This is a genomic window from Sphingomonas natans, from assembly GCF_030546695.1.
GTDB lineage: Bacteria > Pseudomonadota > Alphaproteobacteria > Sphingomonadales > Sphingomonadaceae > Sphingomonas_I > Sphingomonas_I natans.
Genome location: NZ_JAUOTP010000006.1, coordinates 23093 through 40049 on the forward strand (window position 1 = coordinate 23093; position 16957 = coordinate 40049).

Annotated in this window: 16 protein-coding genes; 11 read left to right on the top strand and 5 right to left on the bottom strand. The window is 63.9% G+C overall.

What is annotated here, in order from left to right:
* Positions 1-14: 14 nt before the first annotated feature.
* Together Q4F19_RS13665 and Q4F19_RS13670 are read left to right on the top strand one after the other, a co-directional pair.
* Positions 15-2585 (top strand): TonB-dependent receptor, encoded by a 2571-nt coding sequence (locus Q4F19_RS13665; protein ID WP_303543458.1) that lies wholly within the window; start codon positions 15-17, stop codon positions 2583-2585.
* Positions 2579-4768: an Atxe2 family lasso peptide isopeptidase gene (locus Q4F19_RS13670; RefSeq protein WP_303543460.1), complete on the top strand. Its 2190-nt coding sequence runs from the start codon at positions 2579-2581 to the stop codon at positions 4766-4768. The genes Q4F19_RS13665 and Q4F19_RS13670 overlap by 7 nt, the downstream gene beginning before the upstream one ends.
* Here Q4F19_RS13670 and Q4F19_RS13675 read toward each other — a convergent pair.
* The 5 genes from Q4F19_RS13675 to Q4F19_RS13695 all read right to left on the bottom strand — a co-directional run bounded on the left by Q4F19_RS13675 (position 4754) and on the right by Q4F19_RS13695 (position 8537).
* Complete coding sequence (locus Q4F19_RS13675; RefSeq protein WP_303543461.1) at positions 4754-6499, bottom strand: asparagine synthase-related protein; 1746 nt, start codon at positions 6497-6499, stop codon at positions 4754-4756. The two genes, Q4F19_RS13670 and Q4F19_RS13675, sit on opposite strands and share 15 nt — an antisense overlap.
* Complete coding sequence (locus Q4F19_RS13680) at positions 6496-7140, bottom strand: lasso peptide biosynthesis B2 protein (RefSeq protein ID WP_303543462.1); 645 nt, start codon at positions 7138-7140, stop codon at positions 6496-6498. The genes Q4F19_RS13675 and Q4F19_RS13680 overlap by 4 nt, the downstream gene beginning before the upstream one ends.
* Positions 7141-7183: 43 nt before the next feature.
* Positions 7184-7318 carry a benenodin family lasso peptide gene (locus Q4F19_RS13685; protein WP_303543463.1) on the bottom strand — a complete coding sequence of 45 codons (135 nt, stop codon included), beginning with the start codon at positions 7316-7318 and terminating at the stop codon, positions 7184-7186.
* 154 nt (positions 7319-7472) lie between these two features.
* Entirely contained in the window at positions 7473-8114 is a 642-nt protein-coding gene (locus Q4F19_RS13690; RefSeq protein WP_303543464.1) for a GntR family transcriptional regulator, read from the bottom strand.
* Between the two features lie 6 nt (positions 8115-8120).
* Entirely contained in the window at positions 8121-8537 is a 417-nt protein-coding gene (locus Q4F19_RS13695) for a helix-turn-helix domain-containing protein (protein ID WP_303543465.1), read from the bottom strand.
* 581 nt (positions 8538-9118) lie between these two features.
* On the opposite strand from Q4F19_RS13695, the gene Q4F19_RS13700 reads away from it, so the two are divergent.
* The 9 genes from Q4F19_RS13700 (at position 9119) to Q4F19_RS13740 (ending at position 16953) form a co-directional block, all read left to right on the top strand.
* Positions 9119-9370 carry a hypothetical protein gene (locus tag Q4F19_RS13700; RefSeq protein ID WP_303543466.1) on the top strand — a complete coding sequence of 84 codons (252 nt, stop codon included), beginning with the start codon at positions 9119-9121 and terminating at the stop codon, positions 9368-9370.
* Positions 9370-10239 (top strand): DsbC family protein, encoded by an 870-nt coding sequence (locus Q4F19_RS13705; RefSeq protein WP_303543467.1) that lies wholly within the window; start codon positions 9370-9372, stop codon positions 10237-10239. Before Q4F19_RS13700 ends, Q4F19_RS13705 begins: the two co-directional genes overlap by 1 nt.
* Before the next feature lie 135 nt (positions 10240-10374).
* On the top strand, positions 10375-10689 hold the full coding sequence (locus Q4F19_RS13710) for a hypothetical protein (RefSeq protein ID WP_303543468.1): 315 nt from the start codon (positions 10375-10377) through the stop codon (positions 10687-10689).
* A gap of 120 nt (positions 10690-10809) precedes the next feature.
* Complete coding sequence (locus Q4F19_RS13715) at positions 10810-11076, top strand: type IV conjugative transfer system protein TraL (RefSeq protein ID WP_303543469.1); 267 nt, start codon at positions 10810-10812, stop codon at positions 11074-11076.
* Positions 11077-11084: 8 nt separating this feature from the next.
* Positions 11085-11717, top strand: a complete 633-nt coding sequence (locus tag Q4F19_RS13720) for a TraE/TraK family type IV conjugative transfer system protein (RefSeq protein ID WP_303543470.1) — start codon at positions 11085-11087, stop codon at positions 11715-11717.
* Positions 11704-12495 carry a type-F conjugative transfer system secretin TraK gene (locus Q4F19_RS13725; RefSeq protein WP_303543471.1) on the top strand — a complete coding sequence of 264 codons (792 nt, stop codon included), beginning with the start codon at positions 11704-11706 and terminating at the stop codon, positions 12493-12495. The genes Q4F19_RS13720 and Q4F19_RS13725 overlap by 14 nt, the downstream gene beginning before the upstream one ends.
* Positions 12492-13802 carry a TraB/VirB10 family protein gene (locus tag Q4F19_RS13730; RefSeq protein ID WP_303543472.1) on the top strand — a complete coding sequence of 437 codons (1311 nt, stop codon included), beginning with the start codon at positions 12492-12494 and terminating at the stop codon, positions 13800-13802. The genes Q4F19_RS13725 and Q4F19_RS13730 overlap by 4 nt, the downstream gene beginning before the upstream one ends.
* Positions 13802-14437 carry a TraV family lipoprotein gene (locus Q4F19_RS13735; RefSeq protein WP_303543473.1) on the top strand — a complete coding sequence of 212 codons (636 nt, stop codon included), beginning with the start codon at positions 13802-13804 and terminating at the stop codon, positions 14435-14437. The genes Q4F19_RS13730 and Q4F19_RS13735 overlap by 1 nt, the downstream gene beginning before the upstream one ends.
* A complete protein-coding gene (locus Q4F19_RS13740) occupies positions 14434-16953 on the top strand; it encodes a TraC family protein (protein WP_431312403.1) in 2520 nt (839 codons plus the stop codon). Before Q4F19_RS13735 ends, Q4F19_RS13740 begins: the two co-directional genes overlap by 4 nt.
* The last annotated feature ends 4 nt before the right edge of the window (positions 16954-16957 follow it).

A 16957-nucleotide genomic window follows, 5' to 3' on the forward strand; every position in this document is an offset into this window, starting at 1 on the left:
CCAGGGGGCAGATCATGCGGTTTCATCGACGGATATTGTTTGTCAGCGCGGCCGTGCTTGCATTGGGGGCCAGCGGCGCCGGCGCAGCCCAGGCGGTTGAACATCGCTTCGACATCGCAGCACAGGATCTCAGATATTCGCTGCTTGCGATTGCGCGTGACGCCGGACTGGAGCTTGTCGCACCGAGCGATCTGATCGACGGATTGAAGGCCCCGCCCCTGCGAGGTCGCTTCACCACCCGCCAGGCGCTCGATATCCTGCTCGAGAAGTCAGCAATCGGTGCCGAGATACGCGAAGGCACCATCTATATCACGCGGCGCGACAGCGCATCGTCGACAGCGCCGCCCGGCATGCGCAGCGATCCAGAGGTCACGCTGACGGTAACGGGGACCCGTCTCCGCGGCGCAAAGCTGGCCTCGCCGGTCATCACCATCACTCGTCAGGACATTGTCGACGCGGGCAAGGGATCGCTGACAGCCTTTATCAGCACCATTCCCCAGAATTTCAACGGAGGGCAGAATTCGGGCGTGGGCTTTGGCGTTCCTGAAGCAAACGGTCAAAATCTCGGATCGGCGACGGGTCTGAACCTGCGTGGCATCGGTTCGGACGCCACGCTGACTCTGCTGGACGGGCATCGCCTGTCCTACAATCTCAACAACAATGCGATCGATTTGTCGACGATCCCGTTCGAGGCCGTCGACCGTATCGAGATCGTCGCCGACGGCGCCTCCGCGCTCTACGGCTCCGATGCCGTCGCCGGCGTCGCCAACATCCTCCTCAGAAATCGGTTCGACGGCGTTCGCTCGTCGGCGCGCATTGGATCCTCGACCGACGGCGGAAACTTCGCACAGCAATATTCGGCGATCGCCGGCAGCCACTGGTCGTCGGGCCAGATTTACGGGTCTTATGAGTTCTCGCGCACGACGGCAGTCCGCGTCGATCAGCGCGACTTTGTCGGCAACCGCTCGCCCGGACTGACGCTGCTGCCGTATCTCAGACATCATAGCGGGCTCGTGAAGGGGTCGCAGTCGCTGGGCGAGCGCGCGACGCTGACCATCGAGGGCCTGTATCACAAAAGGTGGAGCGATCGGTCCTATGCGCTGAACGCCGCGGGCGACTTTCGCGTGAGCGGTCAGGACTATCACTTCCTGAGCACATCCTTCGCCGTATCGCCTTCGTTGGACATCGATCCCGGCGCAGGCTGGGCGCTGTCCGTGGTCGGCCTCTATGGTCAGGATCGATCCCGCTACGACGGCACGCAATATGCCGCGAGCAGCGTCTCCAGCCGCACGATCGGCTGCTACTGCAATAAGGCGAGCACTGCGGAAGTCGCGGCGGACGGACCGCTCCTCCGCCTGCCAGCGGGCGACGTTCGCGTGGCCATAGGCGCCGGCTACCGCAACAACGACCTCCATGCCTACCGGAGCGTTGGCGCCGCCCAGAATATCTCGGTGTCGCAAAAGGCCTATTATGCGTTCGGCGAGGTCGGTGTGCCGCTGGTCTCGGAAGACCAGGATCTGGCCTTCCTGCAATCGCTCAGCGCAACCGCGGCTCTGCGATATGAACGCTATCCGGGCCTCGATGAGGTCGTTACGCCAAAGTTCGGCCTGATCGCGTCGCCGACGCGCGATGTCACGCTGAAAGGCTCGTGGGGTCGGTCCTTCAAGGCGCCGACCCTCTACCAGCAATATAACAGCTCGAACGCGATCCTGCTGACGCCTGCGACGCTCGGGGGCTCCGGTTTTCCGGCCAATGGGCAGGCGCTGTATCTCGTCGGCGGCAATCCCGATTTGAAGCCCGAGCGGGCGACGACGACGTCGGCAACGATCGCGCTTCATCCCGCGAGCCTGTCGAAAGCCAGCCTGGAGGTCAGCTATTTCCGGATCAAATATCGCGATCGGGTCGTGTCGCCGATCGCCTTCCTGAGACAATCTCTCAGCAATCCGATCTACGCGGACTTGATCCGCCTGGCGCCGAGCGTGAGCGCGGTCAGCGCGGCGGTCAGCGCGGCCCAGCTCTTCTCGAATGCCACCGGCGCGCCTTACGACCCGACCAAGGTCGTCGCGATCGTCAACAACAACAGCACCAATGCCGCGCGCCAGGCGATCGACGGTATCGATCTGCTCGGCCGTTACGCGTTCGATCTTTCGCCATCCACGTCGGCGACACTCTCGGCCAACGGCTCGTACCTGCACAGCAGCCAGAAGCTGAGCGCGCTCCAGCCGGAGACGATGCTGGCGAGCGTTCTGTTCAACCCCCCGCATCTGCGTGGCCGAGGCGGCGTCGTGCTTGATCACGACAGTCTGACACTCAGTGGCTTTGTCAATTATACCGGCGGCGTGTCCGACCGGCGCACCACACCGTCCGTACGGGTGGGCTCGATGACCACGGTCGATCTCGCTGCACGCCTCGAGCTGAACCGCTCTCCTATTGGCGGGATCGAGCTGTCGGTCGCCGTAGACAATGTCTTCAATCGGAAGCCCGATCTGATCGCGACGAGCGTCGGCTATGAATCGCCCTATGATTCGACCAATTATTCGCCGCTTGGTCGCCTGGTCAGCCTAACGGTCGCCAAGTCATGGTGAGGCTAATCAAGGCGCTCATCCTCATGGCGGCGCTGGCCTGTGCCGCTGCCTATGCCCCGACCGCATGGTCGCTGCCACCCGTCGCTCTTGCCGGCGATTCAGCCTGTGCCGACTTGCTGCCAGGACCCGGCGCAGCGGTTCGTCGCGCCAGCATGATCGATGATCTGCTCGGACTGCGCGACATGGGCTTCTCCCATCTTGCCGACCTCGACCGCGTGATGAGCATCTCTCCCGACGGCCGCGAGGCGGCGTTCGTGCTGTCGAGAGCTGACCCGAAGACCAATGCTTATTGTCAGGTCGTCATGGTCGTGAGCACGGATGGCTCCGGTCGCCGCCGGGTTCTCGACATCGTCGGCCAGCCCGATCTCAGCCGGACGACGATCAGGGGCCTGTCCAATCCCAGTGGCCTCCCGGCCCAGAACGTGCCGCGATGGTCGGCCGATGGCAGCTCGCTGGCTTATCTGAAGCGGGTCGGCGCCATAAGCGAAGCCTGGCGGGTCAATGTTCAATCCGGAAAACGAGATCGCATATCAGCGCCCGGCGTCGATGTGGAACGTTTGGCCTGGCTCGCCAAAGGCAAGGCGCTTGCGGTCGGCTACCGGGACGGGCGGGCGGCGGCATCCTCCGAACTGGAGCGCGAGGGGCGCAGCGGATATCTCTTCGACGAACGCTTCGCGACCTACACCGGCAACAAGCCGCTCCAGCGCGCCAATCTGCCCCTCGCGTTTCAGGCGGTCGATCCGGATACCGGCCGGGCGCAGGCGCTCACCGAAGACGAACGGGCATCGATCGGCGGGCCGCGCATCCTCGACAGCGCGGCCCGCGCCCTGCTCGCGGCCGAAGCCGCGGGCCGAAAAGCATGGACCGCACAGGAGGATGGCAACGACTTCATGAGCCCGGTCCGGATCTGGTCGCAAGGCAAGGACGGCAAGAGCGTTCGATGCGAGGACGATGCGTGCATCGGCATGACGTTACGACACTTCATCACCGCGCTGTGGCTGTCGCCGGACGGGGGCGCCGTCTACTGGATGCGACGCACCGGCTGGGCCGATGGCGACATCGCGCTCTATCGCTGGCGACCGGGTGAGAAGATCAGGAAAATCCTCCAGACTTCGGATCTCCTGATCGACTGCCAGCCGGCCGCGACGGGCATCTATTGCCTGCACGAGGCATCGCAGAGGCCGCGGACGCTCGTTCGCATCGACGAGCAGACCGGCCGCTGGCGGACGGTCTGGGACCCCAATCCGCAGTGGCAGGATCTCGATCTGGGCTCGGTGCAGCGTCTCCACTGGCGCAACGATCTCGGTTTCGAAATTTACGGCGATCTCGTGCTTCCACCGGGCTATCGCACGGGCACGAAGCTCCCTCTGATTATCGTCCAATATACGTCGCGCGGCCTGCTTCGGGGCGGAACCGGCGACGAATATCCGATCTTCTCATTCGCTGCGCGCGGCTATGCCGTGCTCAGCTTCAACATGCCGCAGCTCTATTATTCGTACATTCCGGGCGGACACTGGTCGACACCGGCAGCGGCGGAGCGGGAAAGCACCAAAGGCTGGCGCCAGCGCTGGAGCGTCCTCTCGGCGCTCGAGAATGGCATCCAGCTCGTGATCGACCGGGGCGTTGGCGATCCAAACGCGCTCGGTATCAGCGGCCTCAGTGATGGCTCGACGACGGCACAGATGGCGCTCGTCCAGAAACCCGACCAGTTCAAGGCAGCGTCCTTGTCCGCCTGCTGCCTGGAGCCGGAGGTGATGATGATATTCGGCGGGACCGCATTGTCAGACGAGCGGCGCGCATGGGATTTCCCGCTTGCGAATGATGCCGAGCGCGCGCGTTGGGCGCCGCTCTCGATCTCGCTGCACCCGGAAGCTGTAAAAACGCCCGTGTTGCTGTCCAACGGCGACAATGAAATCCTCGTCGGCGTCGAGACCTACATGGCGCTGCGGCAGGCCGGAAAGCCGGTCGAGATGTACATCTATCCCGACGAATATCATTTGAAGACGCAGCCCGCGCACCGGCAGGCAATCTACCGCCGCAACCTGGCCTGGTTCGATTTCTGGATCCGCCGTCGCGAGGATCACTGCCTGGCGAGCGACGCCGAATTCGGCCGGTGGCGAAAGATGCCCGGCGCGCCGCCGGCGGACAGGCTCGAACAGGTCGGCGTCTCATGCGCTCCATGATCGGAGCCATGCTTCCACGTCGACCAGTTTGATCAGCCGAAAATAGGCGAGATCTCGCACCGGTCGATCGTCGTGCGTCGCTTGCTCGATCGCCTCGGTGTCGAGCAAGCCCTGGCCGGCGAGCAATCCGCCGAGCAGCATGTCGCGAATGGTCGCTCGGTGGCGCTCGAAGATTTCGATGATGAACGGGTCAGGCGTCCCCTTCGAGTGTCTCGCGAGAATCAGATCGGGCAAGGCATCTGTATAAGCCTGGCGTACGGGCGCGCGATTGAGCCCGCCCTCGAGCCAGACCCAGCTGGGCACGGACAGGCATAGCTCGACCAGGGGTTGCGACAGGAGCGGCGCGATGCATGGCAAAACCTCTTCGCGGCCATAGCCGTCGAGATGGTTCTGGATGTTGAGGAGCAAGGCGATGTGGTTCTGCTTGCCCGGTGGCAGGTGCAAAGCCGCCTCCAGCCACGGATGCGACATGCCGGCAGCTTCATCGCTGGCCCCGGCGAGGAAGGATCCATCGATCGGCCAACGATAGGCTGACCTGCGGCGTCGCGCACGCGCGATGCCGCGTCGGCAAACCTCCCAAGCGCCCGCTCCTGTGAGAGCTGCGATATCGAGCGCGGTGCGCCAGCTTCGCCTGCCGATGCCGTCCGCCAGCAGCCGGTCGGCAAGCGGCGCCACGGACCGGAGATAGCAAAAGACATTGTCCCCACCTGCCCCGCTGAAGAAAGCATTGGCGGCCTCGGCGCGGGCGACCTCCAGATTGTGGCGGTCGCCCGTTTGTCCGAACGATCGGGCAACCGGTCGCGGGAGGTGCGCGGACGCCGATCGGTGCAGATCGATCTCGGCCGGATCCTCGTTAAATTCGAAAAGGTGGATCCCGAGATGATCGGTCAGTGCTTTGGCATAGTCCCGCTCGTCGCCGGCCGGGTCCGAGGTCGCCAGCGTAAGACAGGACAGGTGCGCGCCCTGCGCATGGGCCGAGGCGGCAATGATCGACGAGTCCAGACCGCCCGACACGCCGAGCACGATCCGGCCGTATCGCTGGGCCCAGGTCCCGACGCAGAAATCGGTGATCGTACGGATCTGTGCGGGAAGCTCGCGATAGTCATCATTGCTGTGATGCGCATAATATCGGGATGGGTCCCAGAGCATCTCGGCGCGACCGTCTGGGGTCAGCCGGAACCCGGGGAGCAGCTCGGTCACTCCGGCGAGACCCGTCTCGGGCGTGCGAAGCTGGTCTGCTTTGAGGTGGCGGTCGATCATGCCCCAATTGATCGCGGGGCGATGCGCGGAGGCCCGAAGCAGCAGGTCCACATCGGACGCTGCGTACAGAAGCGCACCGTCGCGCAGATGATAGAGGGCAAGCCGTCCCAGCGGGGCCCTGACGATGCAGGATGGACCACCGTTCTGCGCCGCGATCACGGCGACATAGCTTCCCCAATACTCGTCGATCAACGTCGCGCCGCCCGATCGTGCGCAGTCCAGGCCGTCGGTCGCGCGAAGCTCCGCCAGGCCGCGAGCGGTCATGTCAGTCGTAAAAATGTCGCCGATGATCATGCCGTCGCACGGAGCGCCGATCGACTGGACCTGAGCGCTGTCGGTCGCGCAGATCAGGTCCGACCGGTCGATCAACCATCTGAGCCCCGCCCCATCGATCGCGGCTCGAATGCGTAGCAGCTGCGAGGCCCCTATCCCCGCCGCGCCGAGCACGATGAGATAGCGCTCGCCCTTCATAGAGAGAGGATCGGCTCGAAATTGCGCACATGATCGTAGCGATCATTGATAAGATGATCGCGGCTCTGGACCCAGCAATGCGCACGGAACGGTCGCGCCGACACACCGATGATGCAGGTGACGGGAATGGACCGCTTCCGGCAGAAACGCAGGAGCGCCAGCCCCCAGGCGAAGCATTGGTCGTGCGATGCGCCAACACGGATCGCGCGCAAATAGGCTTGGGCTGCCCGCTGTGGGTCTCCGCCCGGCTCACCGTTCGGCATGCGGAGGATCCGATCCCTGACCATGGCGCGCAACGCCCGGCCAGGGGCCAACGTGATCCGCGCGCGCGCCACCGCGAATTCGTACAAAAGGCAGCTCGTATCGACGGGTCGGCTGCGATCGCTCTCGCTATGATCGAGCAGGCTTTCGCGCGCGATCTTGGGGGCGGGCTCACAAGAGAAGCCGAACCTGTCGGGCACGAGGACACCGGAGCGGAGAAGAACCGATCCCTCTTCGACAAAAGCGCCCGCCAGAAAGGCGTCGAACGCCTCTGCTGCCGTCGTGGAAAGGCAGAAATAGCGGTTGCAGGGTGCGTCCAGGAAGATCGTTCGCCCCCCGGTCCGCGCAAAGTGCAGCCCGTCTCGAAGCGTATAAGCCATGGCAAAAAGCGGATGCGCCGGCGAACCGGCGCATCCACCTCCTTCATTCGGTGTCGAGACCGGCGATGCCGAGCTGACCGGCGGTATCGCCGTTCACGCCGCCAGGCCCCTTGGTTTCGCTCGTGACCGATCCCAGATCGATCAGGACGTCATCGGCGTTGGCATGATCGTTTTTCATCGAAAGCTTCCTTCCGGCCGCGGGATTGCGACGCTCGAAGGGTAGGCCCGTGCCGACGAAAGACCTCTCTTATATAGTCTCGATCTGAGACCGTATATGTCGATGGTCCTGACATTAATGTATTGACGTGTTCAACAACGCCAGATCGGCAATATTATAAACTGGTTCTGACACCTGTGATGACCTTGATGGCATTTGCAATCCGTGCCGATCGGCGCAGACGGCGCCGATGATATTCGGATACAGCTCTGCGAACAGTGCCGGCCGGACCAGTTTTCGCGATATGCGCGATCGACTCGAGCTCTTGTCGGATGCCCTTGATGAACTTCGGCTCGCACAAACGCGCCGCATGCAGACGCAAGGACGCGTTCGCAATCGCATGTATGATTTCGGCATTGCCCGACGCTGTCGCAAATGCACCAAACAGGTTTGCGCTCGAGTGCGCAAGCGCGTCCGCATGATCACTCTGGCCGATCGTGGTCGATATTGACGCCTGGGTAGCGGGCGGCAGAGGATCGCGAAGCGCGAGACGCAGGAGTTCGGCATGCCACGTATAGAGGTGCCAGACGTCATCCGCAGACAGAATTGGAACGTTAAAGCCCCCACCCTGGCCCGCCAGGAGAACGCGCTCTCCCACCAAGCGATGGACCGCATCGCGCACCGGCGAAACACTCGTTCCAAGCTCGTCGGCCAGTCGCTGCAGCGGCAGCAGGTCGCCCGGATGATAGGCGCCGCCCATCAACAGGTCGCGCAACCGCCGATAGACGCGTTCCCCCGCGACCGGCTCTGGTGACATCGCGGTTCAGGCTGCACCGAGGCGGCTAGGGTCGCCGCTGGTCGGACGAAGCTGGCGGGTGACCGCTTCGACATAGTAATTCCCGATGAACTCGACGCAGCGCCGATTCAGATCGGACGGGTCGTCGAGAAGCAGATGAAGCGGAAATTTCATCCCGTTCTCCATAAACATCAGCGGTATGAACAGATGCGATGCGTTCAATCCCAGTGCGAAGGCGCACCGCAAATGGTTTTCGATCGCGGACTTTGGATTGCCCGACTCTATCTCCCGCAACCATCGAACGCCGATACCGACGCGGCCGGCAAGCTGGCTCTGGGTCATCCGAGCCCGTTTTCGGCGCTCTTCGATCATTCTTCCGGAGACAGATTTGAGCTGCTCTATTTTCTCCGGGCGATAACTTTCAGCAACAGGATGAAGGGCCATGTCCAGGACTCCCTGAAACCCGCCCGGAGCTCGTCTTTCCAGTCCAATCGCGCCGTGACTCCAAACATATGGGACGTCAATTCAAACAATTCTCATTATGGCGACGAACATCACGGTTCATTTAGAAATTGATGAGCTAATGGAGAACGTTGTGTCTCTCCGTAGCAAGCATCGGTAGCGACGTTTGTGGCCTTTGTCCGTAACGCGTGTAGATATGGTCGCCGCCACTCGCGGCATATTGTCCAGAGGCTTCGTGTGTCGTCGCGTATCGAAACATCCTTCAAGATATCTCCGAGAATATCGTAGGTGATTCGTTTAATTCGACCGCTCAAAGCAAAAGCTGTAATCCAACGGGATTTCTCTACGCCTGAACAGGAAGTCGGGGAGCCGGTTGTGGACTGGTGAGTTCCTTCAGCGGCTGCGCCACTACCCTGGCCCTTGTCGGCACACCTGCGCGCCGATCATCACATCGACATCGACGCTGAGTACAACGAGCCAGTCCGATCATCCCGAGCTCTTGTTGGCACTTTCGCGTCGGTGATGACCGCATCTGGGGTCATTATCAACATGGGAGAATGCTGATGTCAGCATCGAACCGATGGGGTTTCGCTTTGGCGGTCTCGATCGTCGCCTTCGCCTCCGTGCACGCGCAAGCCCCGGGTCCGACGTCAGACGCGCAGAAGGCTGCGCCGCGAAGAGCGATATTTGCCCGCCAGGGCTCGTTCCACATCGCGCAACCCACACCTTCGCCGACGATAAGTGTCGGCAGCGCGACGCGGATCGATCTCTCGCTGCGCGAACCGCTGGTCGCCGCGACCAAGGGTGGTCGGTGATGCGCACGTCCTTCCATCTGGCGCGCGCCGCGGCCTTCTGCCTGGTTGCGTCGGCAACCCAGAGCCCGTCGCTGGCGGAGCCTGTCGGCAGCGAGGCTGAACTCGCCCAGACGTTGTCGGCCGCGCAGGCCAAGCTCCATCAGAGCTTCAGCAATCTGCAGTTCGAGGAATTCGGGCCGGCACCCGTCAAGGGCCCGCTTTATCAGGCGATCGCCGGAGGCAAGGTCCTCTATTTTGCGCCCGAGAGTGAACACATCCTCTTCGCCGCAATCTACGACAAGAATGGGGTGAACCAGACCGCACTCGCGCAGGAAGCGAGTGTTCGCAAGAAGCTCGGCGGCATCGATCCTGCCAAGGCGCTGGCGATCGGCCCTGCTGATGCGCCGACCGTGATCGAGTTTACCGATCCCGACTGCCCTTATTGTCAGGCGCTCGAACGCTTCTGGGCGAGCAAAGAGGTCGAGGGAAAACGTGTCCGGCGCTTGGTCTATTTCGTCAGCGGCATCCATCCTCAGGCGGCAGCCAAGGCCGAGCACATATTGTGTGCACCTGACCGCCAAGCAGCGTTCAAGGCGCTCTACGCGGGCAATGCGCCGCCCACACTTCTGACCTGCGCTGAAGGCCACGCGAAGGTCGAGGCCGACGCAGCGCTCGTCCGGTCGATGGGCATTTCCGGCACGCCGACGCTCATTGTCGCTGGGCGGCTCGTGTCGGGATTTCAGCAGGCCGAGCTCGAAGCGTTCCTGGCGGAGCCGAAGAAGACCGCCGAACTGCCGCGCCAGTCCCACGGGATTGCTGCGGTCGCTCCGCAGCTTTCCGGCGGTCCGCCCGCACCATCCGAGCAGCTTCCGGTGCCAGCAAAGCGCTGATCGCCGGCGACCCGAATACCGATGGCGACGCGCTCCACGGGGAGCCGTCCAACGCCGCCGTCGGCCGCCACCAACCTTCGGCGGGTGGCCATGCAAAAGCCGGACGGCTCCCCATCGAGCGGAGGGTAAGTCATCATGGTCAGGAAAATCGGTCGGCACGTCATCTCGGTCGCCAATGTCGGCGTGCCGTTGGCGGCATTCGCTTTTGTCGGCGGCGGCGCGCACGCATTCACGGCGCCTGCGGTCGGCGATCTCGGATATGACATCTACGACATTGTCGTAAACAAGGGCGTGAAGGGACCGCTTGGCTTCGTTGGCGGCGTCGCGGCCTTCCTGTTCGGCGTCTCGCGGCTCTTCTCGAACGTGATGGTCGGCATCCCGACCATCGTCGCTGCGGTCTGCCTCATCAAATCGGACACGATCCTCCAGACCTTCGGGATGGTGATCTGACGTCGTCGCGGGTGCCGGGCCGCGCGAGGCGGCCCGTGCCCGCTCCCGAGCCGGGCCTTCCAGTCCCGGATCCTGACAACCCGCTCGGTCGGGCTGTCTTGAAGCAGGAGGAGAAGAGCGTTGGACGAGCGTCTGCCCCAATATCTTCACCGTCCCGTCCAGATCCTCTGGTTCGGTTCGGACGAGTTCATATTGGTCATGTCGACCATCTTCGTCGCCGTCATCGTCGGTGGGGTGATCGGCTGGACTTTGCTCGGCGCTCTTCTCCTTTTCATCCCTTGGAAGCGGACCAAGCCGCGCGGGTTCATCCCGCATCTCGCTTGGCGCTGGGGCCTGCTTCGTTTCCGTCATTATCCGGGTCCGACCCAGACCCGCTTCTACGAGTGAGGCGCGAGATGCTTTTCTCCAAGCGCGCGTCGGTCGCGGCGGACCCGCTGCTGGGCAAGCCGGCGAGCTGGGGCATCCATCGCTATCTGCAGGGATCCTCCAATCTCTTCGAGGAGAACCGACTGCTCAAGGCAGCGATCCTAGGTCTGTTCGGGATCACCGCCGTGCTCGGGCTCGTCATCTACACCTCGAACCAGAACCAGCGGACGGTGGTCGTGCCCTTTGGCACCGGCGGCGATCTCTATGTGACCGGCAGCACGCCGTCCGACGCCTATCTGCGGGTCATGACGCGCAACGTGGTCGCGCTCGCCGGCACTTATTCGGCTTACTCCGCAGACCGCCAGTTCCAGGAGCTGCTCTCGATCACGCACCCTTCCGCTTATGGAGGGCTGCGCGACAGCCTGAACCAGATCCTCGACGAGCTTGCCGACAATCCGACGCTGTCGATCGCGAGCTATATTCGACCCGATCAGCCGGTCATGACGACGTCGAGCTCGATCCTCGTGCCGATCGAGAAGGTCCGCGTCATCGGCGGCGTCATCCGCAAATTCCGCGGCAATCTGCGGATTGGCTACGTAATCGAGAATGGTCGCTTCTGGCTCACCTCCCTGCACGAGGAGAATTTCGATGCCGATCGTTGATGCCGCCGCCCCCCGGCGCACTCGCGTCAGGCTGGCGCTGCTCGGCGCCCTCGTCGCTTTCATCCCGTCGGTCGCGACGATCGCCCAGCCGATCACCGCGCTGCCCGACCAGACAAGCAGCCTGCGCCTGTCCAATCACGATCTCAATCATGTCGTCTGTCAGGGCGGCGAGATCGAGGACGTCAAATATTCGGCCGAGAAGGCGATCGCGGTCGAGCGCGGCGGCGCCGATGCCTGGATCAAGTTTTTGGTGAAGGAGATCGACAGCGAGGGGATCGCCACGCGCACCTTCGCGACCGAACCGTCGGAATTCTTCATCACCTGCAATGGCGCGGTCTATCCGCTCTATGCCGAGCCCTCCGACATCCCGGCGCAGACCGTCATTCTCGTGCCGGGCGCCGTCCAGCGCGCCCGAGCCAACAGCGAGTTGCTGGGGCCGCTGGTCGAGGAAGAGCGGGCGGTCTCGATCACGCTATCGATGCTGCAGGACCGGATTCCGGCCAGCTTCTCTGAAGTCGCGCCGGCCGCGCATGAGCTGATGCTCCCGGCCTATCCCGAGCTGCTCCTTCGCGAGCGCCGCCGCATCTCGGTCAATGGGTCGGGCCTATCGGCGAGCGAGTATCTCGTGCGCGCGAGCACCGCGCACCTGCTCGATGAGCGCGCATTCCTGCTGTCCTCGCTCGGCGCCCACATCTTCACGGTCACGCTCGATCGAATCGACCTGCGCGCCGGCGACACGGCGCGGCTGATCATCGTTCGTCGCGGAGGTGGGCAATGAACCCAGACGACGACGACCGCGACCGCGGCGATTTCGAGCCCGGCGCGCCCCGCGCGCAGGCCGATGCCGGCGAGGCCTCCCCGGCTGTCGGCTCGGAGACGCTGCGCGCGCGATGGGCACGCCTGACCTCGACCCAGCAACTGCGCGCCAAGCAGGTTGGCGTTGCGGCCGCGATCGCAGTACTCGGTTACGGTCTTTATTCCGCGAGCGGTTCGGACGCTCCGGTCGAGACAGCACCGGCCGCATCCAAACTCGACATGGGTGCAGGCCTTCGCGGCGACAGCCTGGAAGTGAAGTTGCGCGGCGATCTGCGCAAGGTGCTCGACGGCCAGCAGATGCTCGGCGAGCGGGTGACCGCGATCGAGGAAGGCAAGACGCCGCTTGCGGGACACGGACCGTCCGGCTCGCCTCTGGCGAGTGATGACGGCCCCTTGCCGCCCGCCCTGCCGGGTAGCCCGCCCGAACTGCCGATCCCACCATCGCCCGCCGAGATTGCCAGTGCGGACGGCAGCCTGCCGCCACCACCCCCGGGCGCGCTGACGCCGCCAGCCCCGCCCCCGCCGCCCGTCGAGAAAATCGTCGGCGCGATCGGGCAGGCGACCACGCCGATGGTCCCTAAGGAGGGCGCCCCCGGCACCGGGACCGGCTCCAAAAAAAAGAGTCGGACGATCTATTTGCCGCCTGGTTTCATGAAGGCGCGACTGCTGACGGGGATCGACGCGCTCGCCAGCCGCGACGCGACGTCCAACCCGGAGCCGATCATCGCCCGGGTCCAGGCGCCGGCGGTACTGCCCAATGACGTCAAGGCGAACCTCTCCGGCTGCTTCGTCATCGGCAACGCGACGGGCAGCCTCGCGAAGGAGCGCGTGGAGATTCAGCTCGTGTCGTTAAGCTGCGTCGATTTCGACGAGCATTCGGTCGTCGACCAGCCGGTCAAAGGCTTCTTTGTCGATGCGGACGGCAAGAAGGGCCTCTCGGGCAAGGTCGTGACCCGCGCCGGCGCGGCGCTGGCGCGGACTTTCATCGCCGGCACGCTGAGCGGCATGGCGCAGACGGTCGAGAATACCTTTGGGCAGACCTCGACCTCGGCGCTGGGCACGGTCCGCACGCTCGACGCTGGCGACGCGGCCAAAACGGGCATCGCCGGCGGGCTTGGCCGGTCATCGGACAAGCTGACCGACTTCTATCTCGACCTGGCCCGCCAGGCCGGCCCGATCGTCGAGGTCGGCGCTGCCAAGGACGTGGTCGTGGTCATCCAGGAGGGCGTCACCCTCGAGATCAAGCCATCGGCGGGGAGCAAATTCTGATGGAAAGCCGTCCCTATCGCGGCCGCATGCACCCCGCGCTGCGAGGCCTTGCGCTCCTGTCGTCGCTCACTTTGCTGCCGTCCTGCACGACGGTCGGATCGATGATGTCGCCTTATTCCGAGAAGTTCAGCTGCAAGAATGAAGACCACGGACAATGCATCCATCCGGACGAGGCCTATGCCGACGCTGTCGCCGGTCGCGCATCGCATTCAGACCCTCGGGTCACCAACGATCGCAAGCTTCTTCGCGACGGTGACGGGGAAAAGGCGTCAGCTCCTAGCGGCACCGACGCGGCTCACCACAAGGCGGATGCGCCGCCGGCGACGGCATTCGTCGGCTACCGCGACAGCGTCTACCGCGAGCTCCAGGGCCTGATTGACGCGCCGGTCACGCCGATGCTGAGATCACCCCGCACGGTGCGAACATTGATCCTGCCTTATGCCGATCGGCAGCGGCCGGACCGGCTCTACATGCCGCGCTACGTCTATTCGATCCTGGAAGCGCCGAGCTGGGTCGTCGGTGACTATCTGGTCAATCCGGTCTCGCCCGCGGCCACCGCTCCGGTGCTGGGTCAGGTCCAGGACAAGCCGACCGAGTACACGCCCGCCGCCGACAATGCGGAGCCGCAGCCATGATGGCGTTCGGAGCGCATCATGGCGGAGGGCTGACACTTGCGCGGCTGCGTCAGAGCGTCGCGCGTGATCGCTTCTCCGATTTCCTGCCGATGGTCGCCTGGGACGAGGGCGAAGAGGCCTTCCTCTGCATCGACGATGGCTTCGGTTATGCGTGGGAGCTCGTGCCCTCGGCCTATATGTTCGCGCACGTTCACCAGGCCCTGCTCGGCCTGCTCAACATCCACTTCGCAGCCGGCACCGTCCTCCAGATCCACAGCTTTGCGGATCCGCAGATCGATGCTGCGCTCGATGCCTTCCTCGACCTCAAGGCGCGGCCAGACCCGCTGATCCAGGCGTCCGCGCGGCGGACCGCCGACTATCTGCGTGGCGGGCGCCACGGTCTCGGTGCGCTCCACGGCATACCCCTGCGCGACTTTCGGACGATCCTGTCCGTGAAGACGCGGCGCCCGATGCCCCGCGATCTCAAGCGCCAGATCGAGGAGCAACTCGATAAGCTCGGCATCGTGAAATTGGCGCCCGAGGCCGTGATCGCCTTCTACCGGCGGATATTCAACGGCGTGTTCGCAAGCGCCCCGGGCGTGTTCCACGCGAGCCTGTCGGCAGATGGCTCGGCGCCCCCGATCCGCAAGCAGATCATCGATGCGGGACCCGACCTGATCTTCGATGGGCCGGAGGTCATTCTCGGCAATCAGGTCGCGCGCTGCCTGACGCCCAAGTCGCCCGCACGTCGCATATCGGCCGAGCGCGCCAATCGGCTGACCGGCGGTATGCGGGGCAGTGCCGAGGATAGCGACCAGATCGGGGGCCCGTTCCTCTACACGCTCAACATCCTGTTCGATCATTCGGCGTTCGAGATCCACAAGCGCGCGCAGGTCCTATCAGCCCAGAAAGCGGCCGGCAGCTTTGCGGTCGAGGTCGGTAAGCAGATCGAGGAGATTGGCTGGATCCTCGACGAGGCCGGCAACAGCAAGTTCGTCCGCGTCATTCCAACGGTCTGGGTGTTCGGACGCGACGCCGCGCATGCCCGCGACATGTCGGCGCGCGCCAAGCGCCTATGGGAAAGCGAGCCCCTGCCTTTCATGATGCAGGAGGAAAGCTACCTCAATCCCATCCTGTTGCCGATGAGCCTGCCGTTCGGTCTCTATCCCGACACGCGCACGATGCGGATGCTCGAACGCGATTTCCGCGTCCCCGTGAAGGCGGCAGTCCTGATGACGCCGATCCAGACCGACTTCCGCGGCGGCGGGCGCCCTGCCCTCCTTTATGCCGGGCGCAAGGGCCAGCTCGTCACGCTCGACCTGTTCGATCCCCGGATCAACAATTACAATTTTATCGTCTCGGCCGAAAGCGGTGCCGGCAAGAGCTTCCTGCTGAACAATCTGTGCCAGCAATATTATGCGCAAGGCGCACTCATTCGCATCATCGATATCGGCGGGAGCTATCGCAAGCTCTGCACGCTTTGCTCGGGTCGCTATATCGACGTCGGCGAAGAGCGGCTCGTGCTCAACCCGTTCGACATGGGCTTCGCGCTCGATGGCGAGGACCAGCAGTCGGCGATTTCGATGGCGGTCGCGATCGTCGCCGAGATGGCAAATGCCGCCACGCGCAAGGGCGTGTCGACGTCGGAATGGAATCTGCTCAAGTCCGCGGTCCAGTGGACGATCAGCGAAGGCCATGCCGAGGAAGGGATCGACGCCGTTCGCGCCTGGCTCGGCGCCTATCCCGATCTGACGACGACCGAGCTCGACCGGGTCGACCATCTTGTCCCCGTCGCGCGCGAGCTCGCCTTCAACCTGCGCGATTTCGGCAGCGAGGGCGCTTACGGCCATTTCTTCAACGGGCCGTCGACCTTCAACATCAGCCAGGACGAGTTCGTCGTGCTCGAGCTCGAGCGCCTGAAGGCGATGCCGGACCTGTTCAACGTCATCGTCATGGTGGTGGTCAACGCCGTTACCCAGGAGCTGTACCTCTCGGCGCGCGATCGCCCGCGCTTCGTCCTGTGCGACGAAGCCGCGCAGTTCATGACCAAAAGCGAGGGCCAGGATCTCTCGCGCCTCGCCGAAGCCTTCGGGCAGGGCTACCGCCGCGCGCGCAAATATCAGGGCAGCTTCGGCATCGTCCTGCAGTCGATGAACGACCTGATGCTGTTCGGCGGCACAGGCCAGGTCATCCTCGAGAATGCGGCGACGCGGTTCCTTCTGCAGGGCTCGACCTACGACAAAGCGGTCGAGAACAAGATCCTCGATTATTCGGGGTTCGTGCTCGACCTGCTGAAGTCGGTCCGCAACTCGAAGCCTTATTATTCCGAAGTCTTCATCGACTCTCCGCTTGGGCTCGGCATCGCCAGGCTCGTCGTCGATCCTTTCTCCTACTGGATCAATACGAGCGCCCCCAATGAGGTCGCGGCGTTCGAGGCGAAATTGCAGGCGGGTCGATCCCCGCTGGAAGCAGTCTGCGAACTGGCCGGTGTCGATCCGGCCGAGATCCTTGGCCGAACTCGGCAGGCAGCGGCGTGACCGC

Excerpts from the sequence above, each read along its gene's own strand:
- Q4F19_RS13665 (WP_303543458.1), top strand. The coding sequence starts at position 15 with ATGCGGTTTCATCGACGGATATTGTTTGTCAGCGCGGCCGTGCTTGCA.
- Q4F19_RS13670 (WP_303543460.1), top strand. The coding sequence starts at position 2,579 with ATGGTGAGGCTAATCAAGGCGCTCATCCTCATGGCGGCGCTGGCCTGT.
- Q4F19_RS13675 (WP_303543461.1), bottom strand. The coding sequence starts at position 6,499 with ATGAAGGGCGAGCGCTATCTCATCGTGCTCGGCGCGGCGGGGATAGGG.
- Q4F19_RS13680 (WP_303543462.1), bottom strand. The coding sequence starts at position 7,140 with ATGGCTTATACGCTTCGAGACGGGCTGCACTTTGCGCGGACCGGGGGG.
- Q4F19_RS13685 (WP_303543463.1), bottom strand. The coding sequence starts at position 7,318 with ATGAAAAACGATCATGCCAACGCCGATGACGTCCTGATCGATCTGGGA.
- Q4F19_RS13690 (WP_303543464.1), bottom strand. The coding sequence starts at position 8,114 with ATGTCACCAGAGCCGGTCGCGGGGGAACGCGTCTATCGGCGGTTGCGC.
- Q4F19_RS13695 (WP_303543465.1), bottom strand. The coding sequence starts at position 8,537 with ATGGCCCTTCATCCTGTTGCTGAAAGTTATCGCCCGGAGAAAATAGAG.
- Q4F19_RS13700 (WP_303543466.1), top strand. The coding sequence starts at position 9,119 with ATGTCAGCATCGAACCGATGGGGTTTCGCTTTGGCGGTCTCGATCGTC.
- Q4F19_RS13705 (WP_303543467.1), top strand. The coding sequence starts at position 9,370 with ATGCGCACGTCCTTCCATCTGGCGCGCGCCGCGGCCTTCTGCCTGGTT.
- Q4F19_RS13710 (WP_303543468.1), top strand. The coding sequence starts at position 10,375 with ATGGTCAGGAAAATCGGTCGGCACGTCATCTCGGTCGCCAATGTCGGC.
- Q4F19_RS13720 (WP_303543470.1), top strand. The coding sequence starts at position 11,085 with ATGCTTTTCTCCAAGCGCGCGTCGGTCGCGGCGGACCCGCTGCTGGGC.
- Q4F19_RS13725 (WP_303543471.1), top strand. The coding sequence starts at position 11,704 with ATGCCGATCGTTGATGCCGCCGCCCCCCGGCGCACTCGCGTCAGGCTG.
- Q4F19_RS13730 (WP_303543472.1), top strand. The coding sequence starts at position 12,492 with ATGAACCCAGACGACGACGACCGCGACCGCGGCGATTTCGAGCCCGGC.
- Q4F19_RS13735 (WP_303543473.1), top strand. The coding sequence starts at position 13,802 with ATGGAAAGCCGTCCCTATCGCGGCCGCATGCACCCCGCGCTGCGAGGC.
- Q4F19_RS13740 (WP_431312403.1), top strand. The coding sequence starts at position 14,434 with ATGATGGCGTTCGGAGCGCATCATGGCGGAGGGCTGACACTTGCGCGG.